The following is a 19,318-nucleotide window of genomic DNA, read 5'->3' as shown; positions in this document are numbered from 1 at the left end:
GTGGTGTGGAGCCTAGACACCTCCACCACACCGGAGGTCTTCACTTTGATCAAGCCCTGCACCGTCAACAACGCTTGTGGTCAATACACCTAGCCCGGGTGGCTCTGGCGGGGCAGGGCCAGGGCCACGGTGTCGGCGAACTCGCGGACGGCGCTGGTGCGGGAGACCACCCGGCCGCAGTGGACGACCAGGCGGGAGTGGCCGCCGGCGAAGGCGCCGACCAGGCTGTCGCCGCGGACGGCGAGGAGTTCGGCGGGGAAGCCGGCGTCGACCCGGACGGGGGGCAGGCCGAGGGTGGCGCGGGCCTGGGTGGAGACGGCGTCGTACGCGGCTTCGGGGGAGAGCGCGCCGCCGGCGGCGAGGAGTCGGGCGGTTTCGAGCGGGTCGGCCCGGCCGACCGGGTTGGCGGTGTCTCGCAGGCTGCCCGAGCCGGCCGTGAGGGCGACCCGGGCGTGTGCCAACTCGCGTACCAGGGAGGGGTGCAGGCCGGTGGGTGGGCTTTCGAGGCCGGTGCAGCCGCCGTTCTGCGGGAGGCAGGCGACGCGCATCCCGGAGTTGGCGAGCACGGTGGAGCCGCCGGGCGGCAGTGCGCTGCACGGGCCGAGGGTGACCCGCGGCCGGTGTGGGGCCAGCGCGGCGACCAGTCGGGCGAGCTGGGTCCGGTCGGCGGCGTCGGTGTGCAGGTCGACGGGGCAGTCGGCCTCGGTGGCGGCGGACAGCAGGACCTGGACGTAGCCGATCGGGTCGGGGTCGAGGTCGGGGCAGCCGCCGGCCGCGTCCGCGCCGAGTTTGAGCGCCTCGCGCAGTTGGGCCCGGCCGTCCGCGCCGGCCAGGCCGGTGAGCAGCCGGGGCATGGCGACGGCTTGGAGTTCGGCGAGTCCGCGCAGGGACTGCCGGGCGGTCAGGACGGCCTCCAGCCGCCCGAGCCCGTGCACGTCGCCGATCCGGACGTGGGTGCGCTGGGCGGTGGCCCCGTAGCCGAGCGAGGTGAGTGCGGCTTCGGTGACCCGGCGGACCAGGTCGGTGGGCCCGTCCGGGGGAGGGGTGGGCAGGGCGGCGGAGAACGCGTTGTCGTAGTGGCTGTGCGGTTCGGCGGGGGCGGGCAGCAGCAGGTAGCCGGAGAGGTCGATGCGGGCGCCGGTGGTGACGGTGGGCCGGCCGGGCATCGCGGGCAGCGGTCCGAGGCTGCCGACGGTGCCGACGGCCTGGATCCGGTCCCCGCTGATCCGGACGTCCACCACCCGGCCGTCGAGCAGCCGGGCCCCGGTGAGCAGCAGTACCGGCCCGTGTCCGAGCGGGTTGGCGGCCGGTGGCGGCTGGGCGCCCTCGCTGCGTTCGCTCATCGGCCCGTTCCTCCAGTCCCGTTGACCGCCCGGCGGCCCGGGGGCCCGGTTGCGGGGCCGGTCTGCGGCGCACCCGCGAGAGGTCACTGACGGTCGAGCCTAGGCCGCGCCCGGCCGGGACGCTCGGATGCGGGCCGCCGCCCGTGTCGTGGGAGGGGGCGGTCGCGGAGGGCCGGTTCCGGTTGCGTGGGTGGTCGAACGGGTGTCGGGTGACGGGCCGTCAGTGCGGCCCCTTCGACCTGCGGAGATCGGGCGCGGATACGGATTTCACCTCTGGCCCGGAACCGTGTAATCTCTTCCTCGTTCGCCCCTATAGCTCAGTCGGTAGAGCGTCTCCATGGTAAGGAGAAGGTCTGCGGTTCGATTCCGCATGGGGGCTCTGGTGAAAGGCTCCTCGCTTCGGTGGGGTTCCGTTCATCAAAGCGGTGTAGCTCAGTTGGTAGAGCAAGCGGCTCATAATCGCTGTGTCACCGGTTCAAGTCCGGTCACCGCTACCCCGCGTAGTCGATCGGGGGTACAACTCCCGATCGGCTACTCTTGTCTGTGTTCTTATTCGTTGTCCCAGGAAGGCACTCCCGTGGCTGCCACCGACGTCCGCCCGAAGATCACGCTGGCCTGCGTGGAGTGCAAGGAGCGGAACTACATCACCAAGAAGAACCGGCGCAACGACCCGGACCGTCTTGAGATGAAGAAGCACTGCCCGCGTTGCAACTCGCACACGGCGCACCGCGAGACCCGCTGACTTTGCCTCGACTCCAGGCCGCACCCCACTACGGGGCGCGGCCTGGAGTCATTTCTGCATCACGGACCTGACGGACCACCGGAGGAGTTGCCCATGCCGCTCGACCCCTCGTTCATCGGGCGGACCTACCCGCCCACCGCGCCGTACGAGGTCGGCCGGGAGAAGATCCGCGAGTTCGCCGCCGCGATCGGCGACGCGAACCCGGCGTACACCGACGCCGAGGCGGCCAAGTCGCTCGGCCACCCGGACGTGGTCGCTCCGCCGACCTTCCCGTTCATGCTGTCCTTCCAGGCGGCGGCGCAGGTGGTGAACGACCCGGAGCTGGGCCTGGACTACAGCCGGGTGGTGCACGGCGACCAGAAGTTCGTCTACTCCCGCCCGGCCCGGGCCGGTGACCGGCTCTCGGTGACGATCTCCATCGACGCGATCAAGTCGCTGGCCGGCAACGACGTGCTGACGGTCCGCGGTGAGGTGTACGACGCCAGCGGCGAGCACGTGGTGACGTCGATCATGACGCTGGTGGCCCGCGCCGCCGACGAAGCCGGGGAGGAGTGACCGTGGCGGTCCGCTTTGACGAGGTTCAGGTCGGCACCGAGCTGCCGGCCCAGTCGTTCCCGGTGACCCGGGCCACGCTGGTGCAGTACGCGGGGGCGTCGGGGGACTTCAACCCGATCCACTGGAACGAGAAGTTCGCCCACGAGGTCGGCCTGCCCGACGTGATCGCGCACGGCATGTTCACCATGGCCGAGGCCGTCCGGGTGGTCACCGACTGGGTCGGCGACCCGGCCGCGGTGGTCGAGTACGGCGTCCGCTTCACCAAGCCGGTGATCGTCCCGAACGACGGCGTGGGCGCGGTCATCGAGGTCACCGGCAAGGTCGCCGTGCTGCTGGACGACAACCGGGTGCGGGTGGACCTGGTGGCGACCAGCGAGGGCCAGAAGGTCCTGGGCATGGCCCGGGCCGTGGTCCGGCTGGGCTGAGGCCGACCCCCCGGGTGCTGGGGCGCCCGGGGGCCACGGGTACTTGCCGAAGTTATTGGTCACTCACTAATCTGAGGCCATGGCCAAGAACAGCATCAGGATGTCCGCCGAGGAGCGGCGCGAGAGCGTCGTGCGGGCGGCCGTGGTGGAGTTCGCCCGGGGTGGCTACCGGGGCACCTCCACCGAGGCGATCGCCCGCCGGGTGGGCGTCTCGCAGCCGTACCTGTTCCGGCTCTTCCCCAACAAGCAGGCGATCTTCGAGGCGGCCTGCGAGTACTGCGTCGAGGAGACCTGGCGGGTCTTCGACCGCGCGTCGGAGGGGCTTACGGGGGAGGCGGCGCAGGACGCGATGTCGCGTGCGTACATGCGCCTGGTCGAGGACCGCGAGCAGCTCATGATGCAGATGCAGATGTACGTCTCGGTGTTCGCGGCGGAGTCGGCCGGCGAGGAGCAGGTCGGCGACACGGCCCGGGCGGCGTGGCTGCGACTGTTCGAGTGGATCCGCGAGCGGCTCGGCGGCGACCAGAAGGAGGCCACCCGGTTCATGGCCTACGGCATGCTGATCAACACCCTGGTCGGGCTGGGGTATCCGATGGGCCACCGGATCTGGTCCGGGTTCGAGGACTGCAGCGAGAAGACCGAGGATCGCTGAGGCGCGCTCCGCCCGGGTGGCGGCGCGCCCTTTTTCGGCCCACGAAAGTTATTGATCAATCACAACCTTTGGGGGAAATCCATCGTGAACAGGCAAGCCGTCTGGACCTTGGTGGTCGTCAGCGCCGCCAGTTTCATGGCCGGACTCGACAACCTGGTGGTCACCACCGCCCTGCCCGCCATCCGCGCCGACCTGGGCGGCGGCCTCGCCGACCTGGAATGGACGGTCAGCGCCTACACCCTGACCTTCGCCGTCCTGCTGATGCTCGGCGCCGCACTCGGCGACCGGTTCGGCCGCCGCCGGATGTTCGTGATCGGGCTGGCCGTCTTCACCCTCGGCTCGGCCGGCGCCGCGCTCGCCCCGACCATCGGCACCCTGATCGCCGCCCGCGCCGTCCAGGGCGCCGGCGCGGCGGTGGCCATGCCGCTCACCCTCACCCTGCTGGCCGCCGCGGTGCCCGCCGCCAAGCGAGGTGCGGCACTCGGCATCTGGTCCGCCGTCAGCGGGCTCGCCGTCTCCGTCGGGCCGCTGATCGGCGGCAGCCTCACCGAGCACTTCTCCTGGCAGTGGATCTTCTGGGTGAACGTCCCCGTCGGCCTGGCCCTGCTGCCGATCGCCCGCGCCAAGCTGGCCGAGAGCCACGGCGAGAACCCCCGGCTGGACGTCCCCGGCACCGTGCTGGTCAGCGCCGGCCTGTTCGGCATCGTCCTCGGCCTGGTCCGCGGCAACCCCGACGGCTGGACCGACCCGCTCGTCCTCACCTCGCTGATCGCCGGCGCCCTGCTGCTGCTCGCCTTCGTCGGGTACGAACTGCGCTGGGCGCAGCGGCCGATGCTGCCGATGCGACTGTTCCGCGGCCGGGCGTTCAGCGCCGTGAACGCGGCGAGCCTGCTGATGTACCTCGGCATGTTCGGCTCGATCTTCCTGATCAGCCAGTACTTCCAGGGCGTCGGCGGCTACACCCCCGAACAGGCCGGCCTGCGGATGCTCCCGTGGACCGGGATGCCGCTGCTGATCTCCCCGCTCGCCGGACTTCTCATCGACCGGATCGGCGCCCGTCCGCTGGTCGTCACCGGCCTCGCCCTGCAGGCCCTCGGCCTGGCCGGGTACGCGCTGCTGATCGACCACTCCGCCGGGTACGGGCAGCAGGTCCCGGTCCTGGTGGTCTGCGGCATCGGCATGTCGCTGTACTTCGCGCCCACCGCCAGCCTGGTGATGGCGAGCGTCCGCCCCGCCGAGCAGGGCATCGCCTCCGGCGCCAACAACGCGATGCGCGAGGTCGGCGGGGCGCTCGGGGTGGCCGTGCTGTCCGCCGTGTTCTCCGCGCGGGGCGGCTACGGCAGCGCCGCCGCCTTCACCGACGGAGTCGTCCCCGCGCTGCTGGTCGGCGCCGCCGTGGTCGCCGCCGGATCGGTGGCCGCGGCCTTCGTCCCGCGCTGGCACGGCCTGCGGGCCGCCGCCGACCACCGCGCGCCGCTGGCCGCCGCCCCCGCAGGCCGGTCCTGACCCCCTCGCACGGCGGGCGGTTACGCTGGGGCGGTGATTGAGCAGATGGACGCACCGCTGGCCCCGCTGACGACGCTGCGCCTCGGCGGCCCCGCCCGCCGGCTGGTGACGGCCGGGACGGACGCCGAGGTGGTCGCCGCGGTCCGCGCGGCCGACCGGGCGGGGGAGCCGCTGCTGGTGATCGGCGGCGGCTCCAACCTGGTGATCTCCGACGCCGGCTTCCCCGGCACCGTCCTGCGGATCGCCACCACCGGCTTCACGCTGGACGGCACGCTGCTGGAACTCGCGGCCGGCGAGGTCTGGTCGGACGCGGTGGCCCGCACCGTCGACGCGGGCCTGGCCGGCATCGAGTTCCTGGCCGGCATCCCGGGCTCCGCGGGCGCGACCCCGGTGCAGAACGTCGGCGCGTACGGCCAGGAGGTCGCCGAGACCATCACCGAGGTGGTCGTCTACGACCGCCTGCTCGACGAGACGGTGACGCTGGCGGGCGCCGACTGCGGCTTCTCCTACCGGCACAGCCGGTTCAAGGCCGACCCGGACCGGTACGTGGTGCTGCGGGTCCGCTTCCGGCTCGCCGACGAGGGCGGGCTGTCCTCCCCGGTGAAATACGCGGAGGTGGCCCGCTCGCTCGGCGTCGAGGCGAACCAGCGGGTGAAGCTCGCCGAGGCGCACGCCGAGGTGCTGCGACTGCGCGCCGGCAAGGGCATGGTGCTCGACCCCGCCGACCACGACACCTGGTCGGCGGGTTCCTTCTTCACCAACCCGATCCTGACGGACGCGCAATTCGCCGACTTCACCGCCCGGTTGGGCGAGCTGCGGGCCCCCAGCTACCCGGCCGGCGAGGGCCGCACCAAGACCTCGGCGGCCTGGCTGATCGACAACGCGGGCTTCCGCAAGGGCCACGGCACCGGCCCCGCCACCCTCTCCACCAAGCACACCCTGGCCCTCACCAACCGCGGCTCGGCCACCACCGAGGACCTGCTCGCGTTGGCCCGCGAGGTGCGGGACGGCGTGCGGGCGGCCTTCGGGGTGGACCTGGTCAACGAGCCGGTGATGGTCGGCGTCAGCCTTTAGGGTCTGTCCTGCCGGGGCAGACCCTAGAGCGAAACCGGAACCGGCTCGGCGAGGGCGGGTTCCTCGACCAGCCAGGCGTCGATGTCCGCCAGCAGTTCCTTGGCGATGTGCTCGGGCGCCCGCGAGGACCGGATCGACTGCCGGGCCAGCTCGGCCAGTTCGGCGTCGGTGAACTCGTGCGACTCGCGGGCCAGGGCGTACTGGTCGGCCAGCCGGGAGCCGAACAGCAGCGGGTCGTCGGCGCCCAGCGCCAGCGGCACCCCGGCCTCGAACAGGGTGCGCAGCGGGACGTCCTCGGGCCGCTCGTAGACGCCGAGCGCGACGTTCGAGGCCGGGCAGACCTCGCAGGTGATCTGCCGGTCGGCGAGCCGCTGCAGCAGCCGCGGGTCCTCGGCGGCCCGCACGCCGTGGCCGATCCGCCCGGCGCCCAGGTCGTCCAGGCAGTCCCGGACCGAACCCGGCCCGGCCAGCTCCCCGCCGTGCGGCGCGGCCAGCAGCCCGCCGCTCCGGGCGATCGCGAACGCCCGGTCGAAGTCCCGTGCCAGGCCCCGCCGTTCGTCGTTCGACAGGCCGAAGCCGATGACGCCCTGGTCGGCGTGGCGGACGGCGAGGCGGGCCAGCGTGCGGGCGTCCATCGGCGATTTCATCCGGTTCGCCGCGACCAGCACCCGGATGCCCACCCCGGTGGCCTCGGAGGCCTCCCGGACGGCGTCCAGGATCAGCTCCAGGGTGGGGGTGAGCCCGCCCAGCAGCGGAGCGTACGAGGTCGGGTCGACCTGGATCTCCAGCCAGCGGGAGCCGTCGGCGCGCTCGTCCTCGGCGGTCTCCCGGACCAGCCGGCGGATGTCGGACTCGTCGCGCAGGCAGGAGCGCGCGGTGTCGTACAGGCGCTGGAACCGGAACCAGCCGCGTTCGTCGGTCGCCCGCAGTTTCGGCGGATGGCCCGAACTGAGCGCCTCGGGCAGCCGGATGCGGTGCTTGTCGGCGAGTTCGAGCAGCGTCGTGGGGCGCATCGAACCGGTGAAGTGCAGGTGGAGATGGGCCTTCGGGAGGCTCCGGACATCACGCAGGCGATCCATTCACCGATCCTGCCGCATAACCCGCCGAAACAGGAACCGCCCCCCGCACGTCGCCCGAAGGGGTGAGTGCGAGGGGCGGCGGCGGCCCGGGTGAAATCAGGCGCGGGCCTCGGCCAGCAGCTTCTGCATCCGGCTGACACCCTCGACCAGGTCGGCGTCGCCCAGCGCGTAGGACAGCCGCAGGTAGCCCGGGGTGCCGAAGGCCTCGCCGGGGACGACCGCGACCTCGGCCTCCTCCAGGATCAGCGTGGCCAGCTCGGCGGAGGTCTGCGGGCGCTTGCCGCGGATCTCCTTGCCCAGCAGCGACTTGACCGACGGGTAGGCGTAGAACGCGCCCTCGGGCTCGGGGCAGTACACGCCCTCGATCTCGTTCAGCATCGCCACGATGGTGCGGCGGCGGCGGTCGAAGGCGGTCTTCATCTCGTCCACCGCGGACAGGTCGCCGGCCACGGCCGCCAGCGCGGCGCGCTGCGCCACGTTGGAGACGTTGGAGGTGGCGTGCGACTGCAGGTTGGTGGCGGCGGCCACCACGTCCTTCGGGGCGATCAGCCAGCCCACCCGCCAGCCGGTCATCGCGTAGGTCTTCGCCACACCGTTGACCACGATGCACTTGTCGGCCAGCTCGGGCAGCAGGGCCGGCAGCGAGGTGAACTTCGCGTCGCCGTACACCAGGTGCTCGTAGATCTCGTCGGTGAGCACCCACAGGCCGTGCTCCAGCGCCCAGCGGCCGATCGCTTCGGCCTCGGCCTCGGTGTACACCGCGCCGGTCGGGTTGGACGGCGAGACGAACAGCACCACCTTGGTGTTCGCGGTGCGGGCGGCCTCCAGCTGCGCCACCGAGACCTTGTAGCCGGTGGTCTCGTCCGCGACCACCTCGACCGGGGTGCCGCCGGCCAGCTTCACGGCCTCCGGGTAGGTGGTCCAGTACGGGGCCGGGATGATCACCTCGTCGCCCGGGTCGAGGATCGCGGCGAAGGCGTTGTAGATCGCCTGCTTGCCGCCGTTGGTCACCAGCACCTGCGAGGCGTCCACCTGGTAGCCGGAGTCGCGCAGCGTCTTGGCGGCGATCGCGGCCTTCAGCTCCGGCAGGCCGGCGGCCGGGGTGTAGCGGTGGTTGGCCGGGTCCTGGCAGGCGGCGACGGCCGCGTCCACGATGTAGCCGGGGGTCGGGAAGTCGGGCTCGCCGGCGCCGAAGCCGATCACCGGACGGCCGGCCGCCTTGAGGGCCTTGGCCTTGGCATCGACCGCGAGGGTGGCCGACTCGGCGATGGCGCCGACCCGGGCGGAGACCCGGCGGTTCGCGGGGGAGACGTTCTCGGGGGTGGGTGCGCTCATGTCTTGCATGGTCCCAGACCGCACGGGCGCCGGGCATCGCGGTTCCACCATGCGTACCGGCGCGTTCCAACATCCGTACGCTGCCGCCGATCGGGTGACGCCGCGAGGCCGGCCGGGTGACCCCGCCGCGCGGATTGCGGTGAATGAGGTTCGACCAATCGGCGAAGAACCCGTACACTCACTGCTCGACGGCTCCCAAGTGCGGATCCTTCGGCCGGGTACACCACACGGCCGGGTGGATACGGTAGGTTGGGGGCCACGACGGAGCCGCAGGGTTCCGAAGGGCACTAGCTCAATTGGTAGAGCACCGGTCTCCAAAACCGGCGGTTGGGGGTTCGAGTCCCTCGTGCCCTGCAGCTCGACTCGTGCCAAGCCCGTTCGCTCCGAGGAGCGAGCGGGCTTGATGCGGAGAAGGCCCCGCCCAGCACTGCTTTCGCCGGATCGCCCGTGCACCAGGCACGGAAGCTCCGCAGGACCCGGATTCAGGTGAGGACGAGTGACGGAGACCACGGGCTCCACCGCAACGCCTGAGAGCGGCAACCCCGAGGGGGCCGACGCGGCGGACGAGACCACCACGGACGGCAAGCTGTCGCGGCGCGACCGCCGGCGTGCCAACAAGGCCGGCGGTGGCGAGGGTGGCAAGAAGTCCGGCAAGCGGGCCAAGAAGGGCCTGTTCGCACGGATGGGCATCTTCTACCGCCAGATCATCGCCGAGCTGCGCAAGGTCGTCTGGCCCACCCGTAGCCAGCTGATCCAGTACACCACCGTCGTGGTGACCTTCGTGATCGTGCTGATGCTGCTGGTCGCCGGTCTCGACTGGGTCTTCGCCAAGGGAGCCTTCTGGCTCTTCGGCTGACACCCGATCAGGCCGACCGAAACCGGGATCCCCGCGGATTCCGCACCGACACACCACCCCGACCCGGGCCGAATCCCTCGGCCCGGGTCGAGCTGTCGGCGCGAACGGCCGCGGGCGACTACCGTTGAGTCGGTACTGTTGAGGTATCCGTTCCACAACCAGGAAAGAAGCAGCGACCGTGTCTGAGTCCCCCCTGTACGACGCCGACGAGACCGTCCGCGAGGCGGATGTCGCCGCCGAGCTGGACGCGGCCGAGGCTGCCGAAGCCGAGTCCGCTGCCGAGGCGACCGTTGAGGGTGCAGCCGGCGTGGACGGCGACGAGGACGAGGTCGAGGCCGCCGACGCCGAAGCGGGCGAGCCGGCCGAGGTCGAGGCCGTGCACGAGGTGGACGACGAGGCCGCCGCCGAGGAAGAGGCCGCCGACGAAGAGGCCCTCGTCGTCGAAGAGGTCGAGTCCGACCCCGTCGCCGAGTTCCGCGAGCAGCTGCGCCGCGCCCCGGGCGAGTGGTACGTCATCCACACCTACGCCGGCTACGAGAACCGGGTGAAGCAGAACCTGGAGCAGCGCTCCGTCTCGCTGAACGTCGAGGACTACATCTTCGAGTCCCAGGTTCCGCAGGAGGAGGTCGTCCAGATCAAGAACGGCGACCGCAAGACCATCCGGCAGAACAAGCTCCCCGGCTACGTGCTGGTGCGCATGGACCTCACCCCCGAGTCCTGGGGCGTCGTGCGCAACACCCCCGGTGTCACCGGCTTCGTCGGCAACGCCTACGACCCGTACCCGCTGACCCTGGACGAGGTCGTCAAGATGCTCGCCCCCGACGTGGAGCGCGCCGCCGCCAAGGAAGCCGGCAAGGCTTCGCCGGTGCGCCCGGTCGAGGTTCAGGTGCTGGACTTCGAGGTCGGCGACTCGGTCACCGTCACCGACGGTCCGTTCGCCACCCTGCAGGCGACCATCAACGAGATCAACCCCGACTCGAAGAAGGTCAAGGGCCTGGTGGAGATCTTCGGCCGGGAGACCCCGGTGGAGCTCTCCTTCGACCAGATCCAGAAGAACTGACCCACAGGTCACCGGTGCCGGGGCGGGGCGAGAGCCTCCGCCCCGGCACCGTTTTGGTCCAGCGCCGCATCAGCGGTTAGCCTGGTCCGATGTGTGTCCTGGCGGCCGGGTTTCGCCCCGGGGGTCGGGCACATCAGCAATCACCTCTCGGAAGGACCCGGAGAGACATGCCTCCCAAGAAGAAGAAGGTCACGGGGCTTATCAAGCTCCAGATCAACGCCGGTGCGGCCAACCCGGCGCCGCCGGTCGGCCCCGCGCTGGGTCAGCACGGCGTCAACATCATGGAATTCTGCAAGGCGTACAACGCGGCCACCGAGTCGCAGCGCGGCATGATCGTGCCGGTGGAGATCACGGTCTACGACGACCGTTCCTTCACCTTCGTCACGAAGACCCCGCCGGCTGCGCGCCTCATCCTGAAGGCCGCGGGCATCGACAAGGGCTCCAAGGAGCCGCACAAGACCAAGGTCGCCAAGCTGACCTCGGCCCAGGTGCGCGAGATCGCCACCACCAAGATGCCCGACCTGAACGCCAACGACCTGGACGCCGCGGAGAAGATCATCGCCGGCACCGCCCGGTCGATGGGCATCACCGTCGAGGGCTGATCAGCCCGTACGTCCACCGTGGTAGGGCCGGCGCGGCCCGTGACTACCACGAACTCCATTAGTTACTAGGAGCAGCAGTGAAGCGCAGCAAGGCCCTCAAGGCCGCGGACGCCCAGGTCGACCGCACCCGGATCTACGCCCCGCTCGAGGCCGTCCGCCTCGCCAAGGCGACCTCCACCACCAAGTTCGACGGCACCGTCGAGGTTGCCATGCGCCTGGGTGTCGACCCGCGCAAGGCCGACCAGATGGTCCGCAGCACCGTCATCCTCCCGCACGGCACCGGTAAGACCGCCCGGGTCCTGGTCTTCGCGAACGGTGAGCGTGCCGAGGCCGCGCGTGCCGCGGGTGCCGACATCGTCGGCTCGGACGAGCTGATCGACGAGGTGGCCAAGGGTCGTCTGGACTTCGACGCCGTCGTCGCCACCCCGGACCTGATGGGCAAGGTCGGCCGCCTGGGCCGCGTGCTCGGTCCCCGTGGCCTGATGCCGAACCCGAAGACCGGCACCGTGACCCCGGACGTCGCCAAGGCCGTCAACGAGATCAAGGGCGGCAAGATCGAGTTCCGCGTCGACAAGCACTCGAACCTGCACCTGATCATCGGCAAGACCTCGTTCTCGGACGAGCAGCTGGTCGAGAACTACGCCGCGGCGCTGGACGAGGTCCTCCGGGCCAAGCCGTCCGCCGCCAAGGGCCGCTACATCAAGAAGATCGCCTTCGCCACCACCATGGGCCCCGGCATCCAGGTGGACCCGAACCGCACCCGTAACCTCCTCGTCGAGGAGGACCCGGCGGCGGTCTGACCCCAGGTCAGTTCCCCACGCGGTCAACTCACCGGGCCCGCACCCCTCCTGGGGTGCGGGCCCGGTGCCGTTTTCGACTGTGCCGCGCGCCCGGAGGCCATCGGATAGAGTCCGATGGCCTTTTGACATGAGAATCGGATAAGAGGGGGACTCTCGTGCGCGCACTGCGTACCGTTGCCGTGGCCTGCCTGGCCGCAGGTCTGCTGACCGCCTGTGGCAGCTCCGGATCGGGCAGCAGCAGCACCGCCGACGCCAAGCCGGGTTCGACCGCCGCCTCCGGCGGCGCCTCGGCCAGCCAGGGCGCGGGCAGCCAGGGCGGGGACGGCGCGGGCAGCGGCAGCGGCGGCCAGGGTGGCGCGCTGCTCGGCGCCAAGGAGACGATGCTCGCCTCGGCCGCGGTGATGGAGAAGGCCGGCAGCGCCAAGTTGACTGTCAGCGGCAAGACCGAAGGCACCGGCGAGTTCGTCTGGAAGGCGCCGAAGACCTTCCTGCTCACCACCAAGAGCGACGGCGAGGACACCAAGGTCCTCTTCATCGGTGACGTGATGTACGTCGGGGCCGGTGCCGACATGGCCGAGCTGGCCGGCGGCAAGAGCTGGATGAAGATCGACCCGAAGGCCGCCGCCCAGGGCGCGCCGGGCGGCAGTGACGCCGGCGGCTTCGCCTCCACCATGGAGCTGATGGACCCGGCCGTGCAGCTGGCCGTCGCCGCGCCGACCGCGATCCAGTCCGGCACCGAGACGGTGGCGGGCCAGTTCACCAGGCACTACCGCAGCGAGGTCCCGGTGGAGACCCTGGTCGAGAAGATGCAGCTGGCGCCGGAGCTGAAGACCCAGGTGCTGGACGAGCTGAAGAAGAAGGGCTCGACGATCACCACCGAGTTCTGGATCAACGCCAAGAATGAGCTCGTCCAGCAGTCCAGCAGCGGCCTGACCGGCTTCGCCAAGGTCGTCTACAGCGATCTCGGCAGCGTCCAGCCGGCCAAGGCCCCGGCCGACTCCGAGGTCTTCTCGCTGACCGATCTGCTGAAGCAGTGATCCCGGTCCCGTCCGGCCCGGGGTCGCTGCCGGGCCGGAGGGGACGCGTGACAAGGTGGGGGAGCGGAACGGACGGCCGGAAGGAGGGACCGATGGCGGCACGCGCGCGGACGACCGCGGCCCTGCTGGCGGGTGCCCTGCTGCTGGCCGCGGCGAGCGGCTGCAGCGGCTCCGGCCACGGCGACAGCTCCGCGCGGCCCGCCACCCCGTCCCAGACCAGCGCCCAGGCCACGCCCACCGACCGCTCCCCGCACGGGGTGCTGCTCTCCGCCCAGCTGGCGCTGCGCGAGGCCCGGCGCGGCGAGTTCCGGGCCACCCTGGGGGAGGAGCGGGCCAAGGGCGCGCTGTTCTGGGCACCGAAGACGGTGCTGCAGTACCGGGGCGACGGGGACGCCCGGCGGCTGATGGTGCTGGACACCTCCGCCTACGTGGGCGGCGACCCGCAGACCGCCGCCCGGCTCGGCGGCCCGCACTGGGAGAAGTACTCGGGTGGCACCCGCTGCCCCTACTCCGCGCTGATCGACCGGATCAGTCCGGTGGTCGCCACCACCGCCGCGGCCGCCGCCGACACTCCGGTGCTGCTCGGCGAGGAGAAGCTGCTGGACACCACCGTCCAGCACTACCGGGTCACCCTGACCGCCGCCCAGTACGCCGCCGCGCAGACCCAGCTGGACCAGGTCCGGCGCCAGGCCCTGGAGACCGCGCTCGGCCCCGGCGAGGTGGTGCTCGACCTGTGGCTCAACGACCACGACCAGCTGATCCAGCTCCGCCGCGCCGCCGCCGAGGTGGACACCATCGGCTACAGCGAGTACGGCAGCTCCGCGATCTCGGTGCAGGGCCCCGCCGAGGCGGACATCGCTCCGGAGTCCGGCGCGAGCCCGCCGCTGTTCCCGTAGGCGGGCGCGCGAAACCGAAGCAATTTGCACATGTTTACTTCGCTTCGTTAAGCTGGCCGAGCCAAAGACCGCTGGTTGTTGCCGTTTGCCCGTGAGGGTGGTCGGTGCCGAAGGATCCGCCTCGTGCGGGTCGCCCGCGCAGGTTGTGGAGCAGATCAAGATCTCCGAGCCGTTCACGGTTCGTCGAGGTCGTGGCAAGCCCCGTGCGCCTGCGCGCCGGGGCTTTTTCGCTTCCCGGGGTCCGCGGCGTTGAATGGTCGACTTCTCGAAGGTCGGCCCGACTTCGACATCACGGAAGGAGGCGTAAGCCTATGGCCAGGCCCGACAAGGCTGCCGACGTCGCCGAGATCACGGACAAGTTCCGTGCTTCCAGCGCCGCCGTTCTGACCGAGTACCGCGGTCTCACGGTGAAGCAGCTGAAGACGCTGCGTCGCTCGCTCACCGGCAACGCCGATTACGCCGTGGTGAAGAACACGCTGACCAAGATCGCGGCCAACGAGGCCGGGATCTCCGAGCTGGACGACCTGTTCGCCGGTCCGACGGCTGTCGCCTTCGTCACCGGTGACCCGGTGGAGTCGGCGAAGGCTCTGCGTGACTTCGCCAAGGAGAACCCTGCTCTCATCATCAAGGGCGGTGTCCTTGACGGTAAGGCGCTGACCGCCGATGAGATCAAGAAGCTCGCGGACCTCGAGTCCCGCGAGGTGCTGCTCGCCAAGCTGGCGGGTGCGATGAAGGCCAAGCCGTCCCAGGCTGCCGCGGTCTTCCAGGCGCTCCCGTCCAAGCTCGTTCGCACCGTGGAAGCGCTGCGCGAGAAGGTCGAGCAGGGCGGTGCCGGTACTCCGGCTCCCGCCGAGGACGCGGAGTAACCACTCCCTGTCCCAGCGGGCCCGTAAGCACGCCCGCCAACCCGTACATCCGGCACCTGCCGAATTAGTGGAAGGACGCCAATCATGGCGAAGCTCAGCACCGAGGACCTGCTCGCGCAGTTCGAGGACATGACCCTGATCGAGCTCTCCGAGTTCGTCAAGGCCTTCGAGGACAAGTTCGACGTCACCGCCGCCGCCCCGGTCGCCGTTGCCGGCGTTGCCGCTCCGGGCGCTGCCGCTGAGGCTGTTGAGGAGCAGGACGAGTTCGACGTCATCCTCGACGGTGCCGGCGACAAGAAGATCCAGGTCATCAAGGAGGTGCGCGCCCTGACCTCCCTCGGCCTGAAGGAGGCCAAGGACCTCGTTGACACCGCTGGTGCCAAGGTCCTGGAGAAGGTTGCCAAGGACGTCGCCGAGAAGGCGAAGGCTCAGCTCGAGGGCGCTGGCGCCAAGGTCACCGTCAAGTGACTTTCTCCTCTCTCTGAGAGGTGCTCTTCCGGCCGGGCTTCGTTCGGCCGATGGTGGACTCGGATCCTGTCGGTCCCCGGGGGTAGGGTGATCGCTGTCGTCGCGACCCCGTCACGGGCCGTGTGTAACGCCGGGAGCGGCTGCGACGATGGGCACTGCGAGGTCCGCACCCTGGTGGGGGCCTTGACGAACTGCACGCGGCGCGCGATTCTCAAGGCGCGTGCCCAAGCGGAACCGCCTCCGATGCATATTCGGCGGCGGCACTGGGAAGGTTCCCGGTGACGCAGGAGTGGGTGCGACGGCCCGGCCGGTGAGGGATCACTGCCCGGGTTGTCGGTTGTACGGGAGGAGCGTCCGATTCGGTCTCCGAATCAGGGCTTGCTAGCAGTGTCGCCATTGGCTACACTGTCCCTTTGCGCTGCCTGTTAGCTGCTCCGTGACTCGTCGCCCGGAGTGGCCCCTGTCCTGACCTGGGGTTTTCCGCCTCGGCCAAGGCCCGGACGGTATGCGCGTAGTGAGCTCCGAGCCCTCGGAAGGACCCCCCTCTTGGCCGCGCCGCGCAACGCCTCGAACAATTCCGCATCCACCGCCCCGCTCCGCGTCTCGTTCGCGAAGATCAAGGAGCCCCTCGAGGTCCCCAACCTCCTCGCCCTGCAGACCGAGAGCTTTGACTGGCTGCTCGGCAATGCGGCCTGGAAGTCCCGGGTCGAGGCAGCCCTGGAGAGCGGTCAGGACGTCCCCACCAAGTCCGGTCTGGAGGAGATCTTCGAGGAGATCTCCCCGATCGAGGACTTCAGCGGGTCGATGTCCCTGACCTTCCGGGACCACCGTTTCGAGCCGCCGAAGAACTCCATCGACGAGTGCAAGGACCGCGACTTCACCTTCGCGGCCCCGCTCTTCGTCACCGCGGAGTTCACCAACAACGAGACCGGTGAGATCAAGTCCCAGACCGTGTTCATGGGCGACTTCCCGCTCATGACCAACAAGGGCACGTTCATCATCAACGGCACCGAGCGTGTCGTCGTGTCCCAGCTGGTGCGTTCCCCCGGTGTCTACTTCGACTCCACCCTGGACAAGGTGTCCGACAAGGACATCTTCTCCGCGAAGATCATCCCCTCCCGCGGTGCCTGGCTGGAGATGGAGATCGACAAGCGCGACATGGTCGGTGTCCGCATCGACCGCAAGCGCAAGCAGTCGGTCACCGTGCTGCTGAAGGCCCTCGGCTGGACCAGCGAGATGATTCTCGAGGAGTTCGGCGAGTACGAGTCGATGCGCGCCACCCTGGAGAAGGACCACACCCAGGGCCAGGACGACGCGCTGCTCGACATCTACCGCAAGCTGCGCCCGGGCGAGCCGCCCACGCGTGAGGCCGCGCAGACGCTGCTGGAGAACCTGTACTTCAACCCGAAGCGCTACGACCTGGCGAAGGTCGGCCGCTACAAGGTGAACCGCAAGCTCGGCAACGCCGAGTCGCTGGACTCCGGTGTGCTCACCGAGCCCGACATCATCAACACCATCAAGTACCTGGTCAAGCTGCACGCCGGCGAGACCGAGTGGCGTGATGACGAGGGCCGCGACATTGTCATCGAGGTCGACGACATCGACCACTTCGGCAACCGTCGCCTGCGCAACGTCGGCGAGCTGATCCAGAACCAGGTCCGCACCGGCCTCGCCCGCATGGAGCGCGTGGTCCGCGAGCGCATGACCACCCAGGACGTCGAGGCGATCACGCCGCAGACCCTGATCAACATCCGGCCGGTCGTCGCCTCCATCAAGGAGTTCTTCGGCACCAGCCAGCTGTCGCAGTTCATGGACCAGACGAACCCGCTGTCGGGCCTGACCCACAAGCGTCGTCTGTCCGCGCTCGGCCCCGGTGGTCTGTCCCGTGAGCGGGCCGGCTTCGAGGTCCGTGACGTGCACCCCTCGCACTACGGCCGCATGTGTCCGATCGAGACCCCCGAAGGCCCGAACATCGGTCTGATCGGCTCGCTGGCCTCGTACGGCCGGGTCAACGCGTTCGGTTTCATCGAGACCCCGTACCGCAAGGTCGTCGACGGTGTCGTCACCGAGGCCGTGGACTACCTGACCGCCGACGAGGAGGACCGCTACGTCATCGCGCAGGCCAACGCCCCGCTGACCGCGGAGCTGACCTTCGCCGAGCCGCGTGTCCTGGTCCGCCGCCGTGGCGGCGAGATCGACTACATCCCCGGCACCGAGATCGACTACATGGACGTCTCGCCGCGCCAGATGGTGTCGGTCGCGACCGCCATGATCCCCTTCCTCGAGCACGACGACGCCAACCGCGCGCTGATGGGCTCGAACATGATGCGCCAGGCCGTCCCGCTGCTGCGCAGCGAGGCGCCGCTGGTCGGCACCGGCATGGAGTACCGCTGCGCCGTCGACGCCGCGGACGTCATCACCGCCGACAAGGCCGGTGTGGTGCAGGAGGTCTCGGCCGACTACGTCACCGTGGCCAACGACGACGGCACGTACAACACCTACCGCGCCGCCAAGTTCACCCGCTCCAACCAGGGCACCGCCTTCAACCAGAAGGTGCTCGTGGACGAGGGCGCCCGGGTGGAGGCCGGCCAGGTGCTGGCCGACGGCCCGTGCACCGACGAGGGCGAGATGGCCCTCGGCAAGAACCTCCTCGTGGCGTTCATGTCGTGGGAGGGCCACAACTACGAGGACGCGATCATCCTGTCGCAGCGCCTCGTCCAGGACGACGTCCTCTCCTCGATCCACATCGAGGAGCACGAGGTCGACGCCCGTGACACCAAGCTGGGCCCCGAGGAGATCACCCGGGACATCCCGAACGTCTCCGAGGAGGTCCTCGCCGACCTCGACGAGCGCGGCATCATCCGGATCGGCGCCGACGTCGTCACCGGCGACATCCTGGTCGGCAAGGTCACCCCGAAGGGTGAGACCGAGCTGACCCCGGAGGAGCGCCTGCTCCGCGCGATCTTCGGTGAGAAGGCCCGTGAGGTCCGCGACACCTCGCTGAAGGTGCCGCACGGTGAGTCCGGCAAGGTCATCGGCGTCCGCGTCTTCGACCGCGAGGAGGGCGACGAGCTTCCCCCCGGCGTGAACCAGCTGGTCCGCGTCTACGTCGCCCAGAAGCGCAAGATCACCAACGGTGACAAGCTGGCCGGCCGTCACGGCAACAAGGGTGTTATCTCCAAGATCCTGCCGGTCGAGGACATGCCGTTCCTGGAGGACGGCACCCCGGTCGACATCATCCTGAACCCGCTGGGTGTTCCGTCCCGAATGAACCCGGGACAGGTCCTGGAGATCCACCTCGGCTGGCTCGCCAAGCAGGGCTGGGACGTCTCCGGCCTCGCCGACGAGTGGGCCAAGCGTCTGCAGGCGATCGGCGCGGACACCGTCGAGGGCGGCACCAACCTCGCCACCCCGGTGTTCGACGGCGCCCGCGAGGACGAGATCACCGGCCTGCTGGACAACACCACCCTCACCCGTGACGGTGAGCGCCTGGTGAACTCCACCGGCAAGGCCCGGCTGTTCGACGGCCGCTCCGGCGAGCCGTTCCCGATGCCGGTCTCGGTCGGCTACATGTACATCCTCAAGCTGCACCACCTGGTCGACGACAAGCTGCACGCCCGTTCGACCGGTCCGTACTCGATGATCACCCAGCAGCCGCTCGGTGGTAAGGCGCAGTTCGGTGGTCAGCGCTTCGGTGAGATGGAGGTGTGGGCCCTTGAGGCATACGGCGCCGCGTACGCGCTGCAGGAGCTGCTCACCATCAAGTCCGACGACGTCCTCGGCCGAGTGAAGGTCTACGAGGCCATCGTCAAGGGCGAGAACATCCCCGAGCCCGGCATTCCCGAGTCCTTCAAGGTCCTCATCAAGGAAATGCAGTCGCTCTGCCTCAACGTGGAGGTGCTGTCCTCGGACGGCCAGTCCATCGAGATGCGCGACAGCGACGAGGACGTGTTCCGCGCCGCCGAGGAGCTCGGCATTGACCTGTCCCGGCGCGAGCCGAGCAGCGTCGAAGAGGTCTGACG

The 19,318-nt window shown here is 70.0% G+C and carries 18 protein-coding genes and 3 tRNA genes; 18 read left to right on the top strand and 3 right to left on the bottom strand.

The window, feature by feature from the left end:
• Positions 1-89: 89 nt before the first annotated feature.
• On the bottom strand, positions 90-1,343 hold the full coding sequence (locus ACFV18_RS25225) for a hydrolase (protein ID WP_380486816.1): 1,254 nt from the start codon (positions 1,341-1,343) through the stop codon (positions 90-92).
• 306 nt (positions 1,344-1,649) lie between these two features.
• On the opposite strand from ACFV18_RS25225, the gene ACFV18_RS25220 reads away from it, so the two are divergent.
• The 8 genes from ACFV18_RS25220 (at position 1,650) to ACFV18_RS25185 (ending at position 6,297) form a co-directional block, all read left to right on the top strand.
• A tRNA-Thr gene (locus ACFV18_RS25220) sits at positions 1,650-1,722 on the top strand.
• A 42-nt stretch (positions 1,723-1,764) separates the two neighbouring features.
• Positions 1,765-1,837 (top strand) — tRNA-Met (locus ACFV18_RS25215).
• Positions 1,838-1,920: 83 nt separating this feature from the next.
• Positions 1,921-2,085: a 50S ribosomal protein L33 gene (gene rpmG, locus ACFV18_RS25210; protein ID WP_006604855.1), complete on the top strand. Its 165-nt coding sequence runs from the start codon at positions 1,921-1,923 to the stop codon at positions 2,083-2,085.
• A 93-nt stretch (positions 2,086-2,178) separates the two neighbouring features.
• On the top strand, positions 2,179-2,640 hold the full coding sequence (locus ACFV18_RS25205) for a MaoC family dehydratase N-terminal domain-containing protein (protein WP_380486814.1): 462 nt from the start codon (positions 2,179-2,181) through the stop codon (positions 2,638-2,640).
• Positions 2,637-3,065, top strand: coding sequence for a MaoC family dehydratase (locus ACFV18_RS25200; RefSeq protein WP_380486813.1), 429 nt, complete (start codon positions 2,637-2,639; stop codon positions 3,063-3,065). Before ACFV18_RS25205 ends, ACFV18_RS25200 begins: the two co-directional genes overlap by 4 nt.
• A 100-nt stretch (positions 3,066-3,165) precedes the next feature.
• The gene (locus tag ACFV18_RS25195) at positions 3,166-3,717 is read left to right on the top strand and encodes a TetR/AcrR family transcriptional regulator (protein ID WP_380486824.1); all 552 of its coding nucleotides are present in this window, start codon (positions 3,166-3,168) and stop codon (positions 3,715-3,717) included.
• A 135-nt stretch (positions 3,718-3,852) separates the two neighbouring features.
• Positions 3,853-5,223, top strand: a complete 1,371-nt coding sequence (locus ACFV18_RS25190; RefSeq protein ID WP_380486822.1) for an MFS transporter — start codon at positions 3,853-3,855, stop codon at positions 5,221-5,223.
• A 33-nt stretch (positions 5,224-5,256) separates the two neighbouring features.
• Complete coding sequence (locus tag ACFV18_RS25185; protein ID WP_380486811.1) at positions 5,257-6,297, top strand: UDP-N-acetylmuramate dehydrogenase; 1,041 nt, start codon at positions 5,257-5,259, stop codon at positions 6,295-6,297.
• A 23-nt stretch (positions 6,298-6,320) separates the two neighbouring features.
• Here the strand turns inward: ACFV18_RS25185 and ACFV18_RS25180 are convergent, their stop codons facing one another.
• Entirely contained in the window at positions 6,321-7,376 is a 1,056-nt protein-coding gene (locus ACFV18_RS25180) for an adenosine deaminase (RefSeq protein ID WP_380486809.1), read from the bottom strand.
• A gap of 96 nt (positions 7,377-7,472) precedes the next feature.
• Positions 7,473-8,711 (bottom strand): pyridoxal phosphate-dependent aminotransferase, encoded by a 1,239-nt coding sequence (locus ACFV18_RS25175; protein WP_380486807.1) that lies wholly within the window; start codon positions 8,709-8,711, stop codon positions 7,473-7,475.
• Positions 8,712-8,992: 281 nt separating this feature from the next.
• Here ACFV18_RS25175 and ACFV18_RS25170 point away from each other — a divergent pair.
• The 10 genes from ACFV18_RS25170 (at position 8,993) to rpoB (ending at position 19,316) form a co-directional block, all read left to right on the top strand.
• Positions 8,993-9,065, top strand: a tRNA-Trp gene (locus tag ACFV18_RS25170).
• A gap of 142 nt (positions 9,066-9,207) precedes the next feature.
• Complete coding sequence (gene secE / locus ACFV18_RS25165) at positions 9,208-9,567, top strand: preprotein translocase subunit SecE (protein ID WP_380486805.1); 360 nt, start codon at positions 9,208-9,210, stop codon at positions 9,565-9,567.
• Between the two features lie 178 nt (positions 9,568-9,745).
• Positions 9,746-10,627: a transcription termination/antitermination protein NusG gene (nusG, locus tag ACFV18_RS25160; RefSeq protein WP_380486803.1), complete on the top strand. Its 882-nt coding sequence runs from the start codon at positions 9,746-9,748 to the stop codon at positions 10,625-10,627.
• Positions 10,628-10,794: 167 nt separating this feature from the next.
• Positions 10,795-11,229: a 50S ribosomal protein L11 gene (rplK, locus tag ACFV18_RS25155; RefSeq protein WP_030457453.1), complete on the top strand. Its 435-nt coding sequence runs from the start codon at positions 10,795-10,797 to the stop codon at positions 11,227-11,229.
• A 77-nt stretch (positions 11,230-11,306) separates the two neighbouring features.
• Positions 11,307-12,029, top strand: a complete 723-nt coding sequence (gene rplA / locus ACFV18_RS25150; protein WP_380486802.1) for a 50S ribosomal protein L1 — start codon at positions 11,307-11,309, stop codon at positions 12,027-12,029.
• Between the two features lie 155 nt (positions 12,030-12,184).
• Entirely contained in the window at positions 12,185-13,066 is an 882-nt protein-coding gene (locus tag ACFV18_RS25145; RefSeq protein ID WP_380486800.1) for a hypothetical protein, read from the top strand.
• 92 nt (positions 13,067-13,158) lie between these two features.
• Entirely contained in the window at positions 13,159-13,962 is an 804-nt protein-coding gene (locus ACFV18_RS25140) for a hypothetical protein (RefSeq protein WP_380486798.1), read from the top strand.
• A gap of 311 nt (positions 13,963-14,273) precedes the next feature.
• Entirely contained in the window at positions 14,274-14,828 is a 555-nt protein-coding gene (rplJ, locus tag ACFV18_RS25135; protein ID WP_099899965.1) for a 50S ribosomal protein L10, read from the top strand.
• 84 nt (positions 14,829-14,912) lie between these two features.
• Positions 14,913-15,296 (top strand): 50S ribosomal protein L7/L12, encoded by a 384-nt coding sequence (rplL, locus tag ACFV18_RS25130; RefSeq protein ID WP_380486796.1) that lies wholly within the window; start codon positions 14,913-14,915, stop codon positions 15,294-15,296.
• A gap of 546 nt (positions 15,297-15,842) precedes the next feature.
• Positions 15,843-19,316, top strand: a complete 3,474-nt coding sequence (gene rpoB / locus ACFV18_RS25125; RefSeq protein ID WP_380486795.1) for a DNA-directed RNA polymerase subunit beta — start codon at positions 15,843-15,845, stop codon at positions 19,314-19,316.
• Positions 19,317-19,318: the final 2 nt, after the last annotated feature.

The sequence above is a fragment of the Kitasatospora sp. NPDC059673 genome (assembly GCF_042734215.1).
Taxonomy (GTDB): Bacteria; Actinomycetota; Actinomycetes; order Streptomycetales; family Streptomycetaceae; genus Kitasatospora.
The sequence above is the reverse complement of the archived record's forward strand: the minus strand, read 5'-3'. Positions and strand labels throughout refer to the sequence as shown.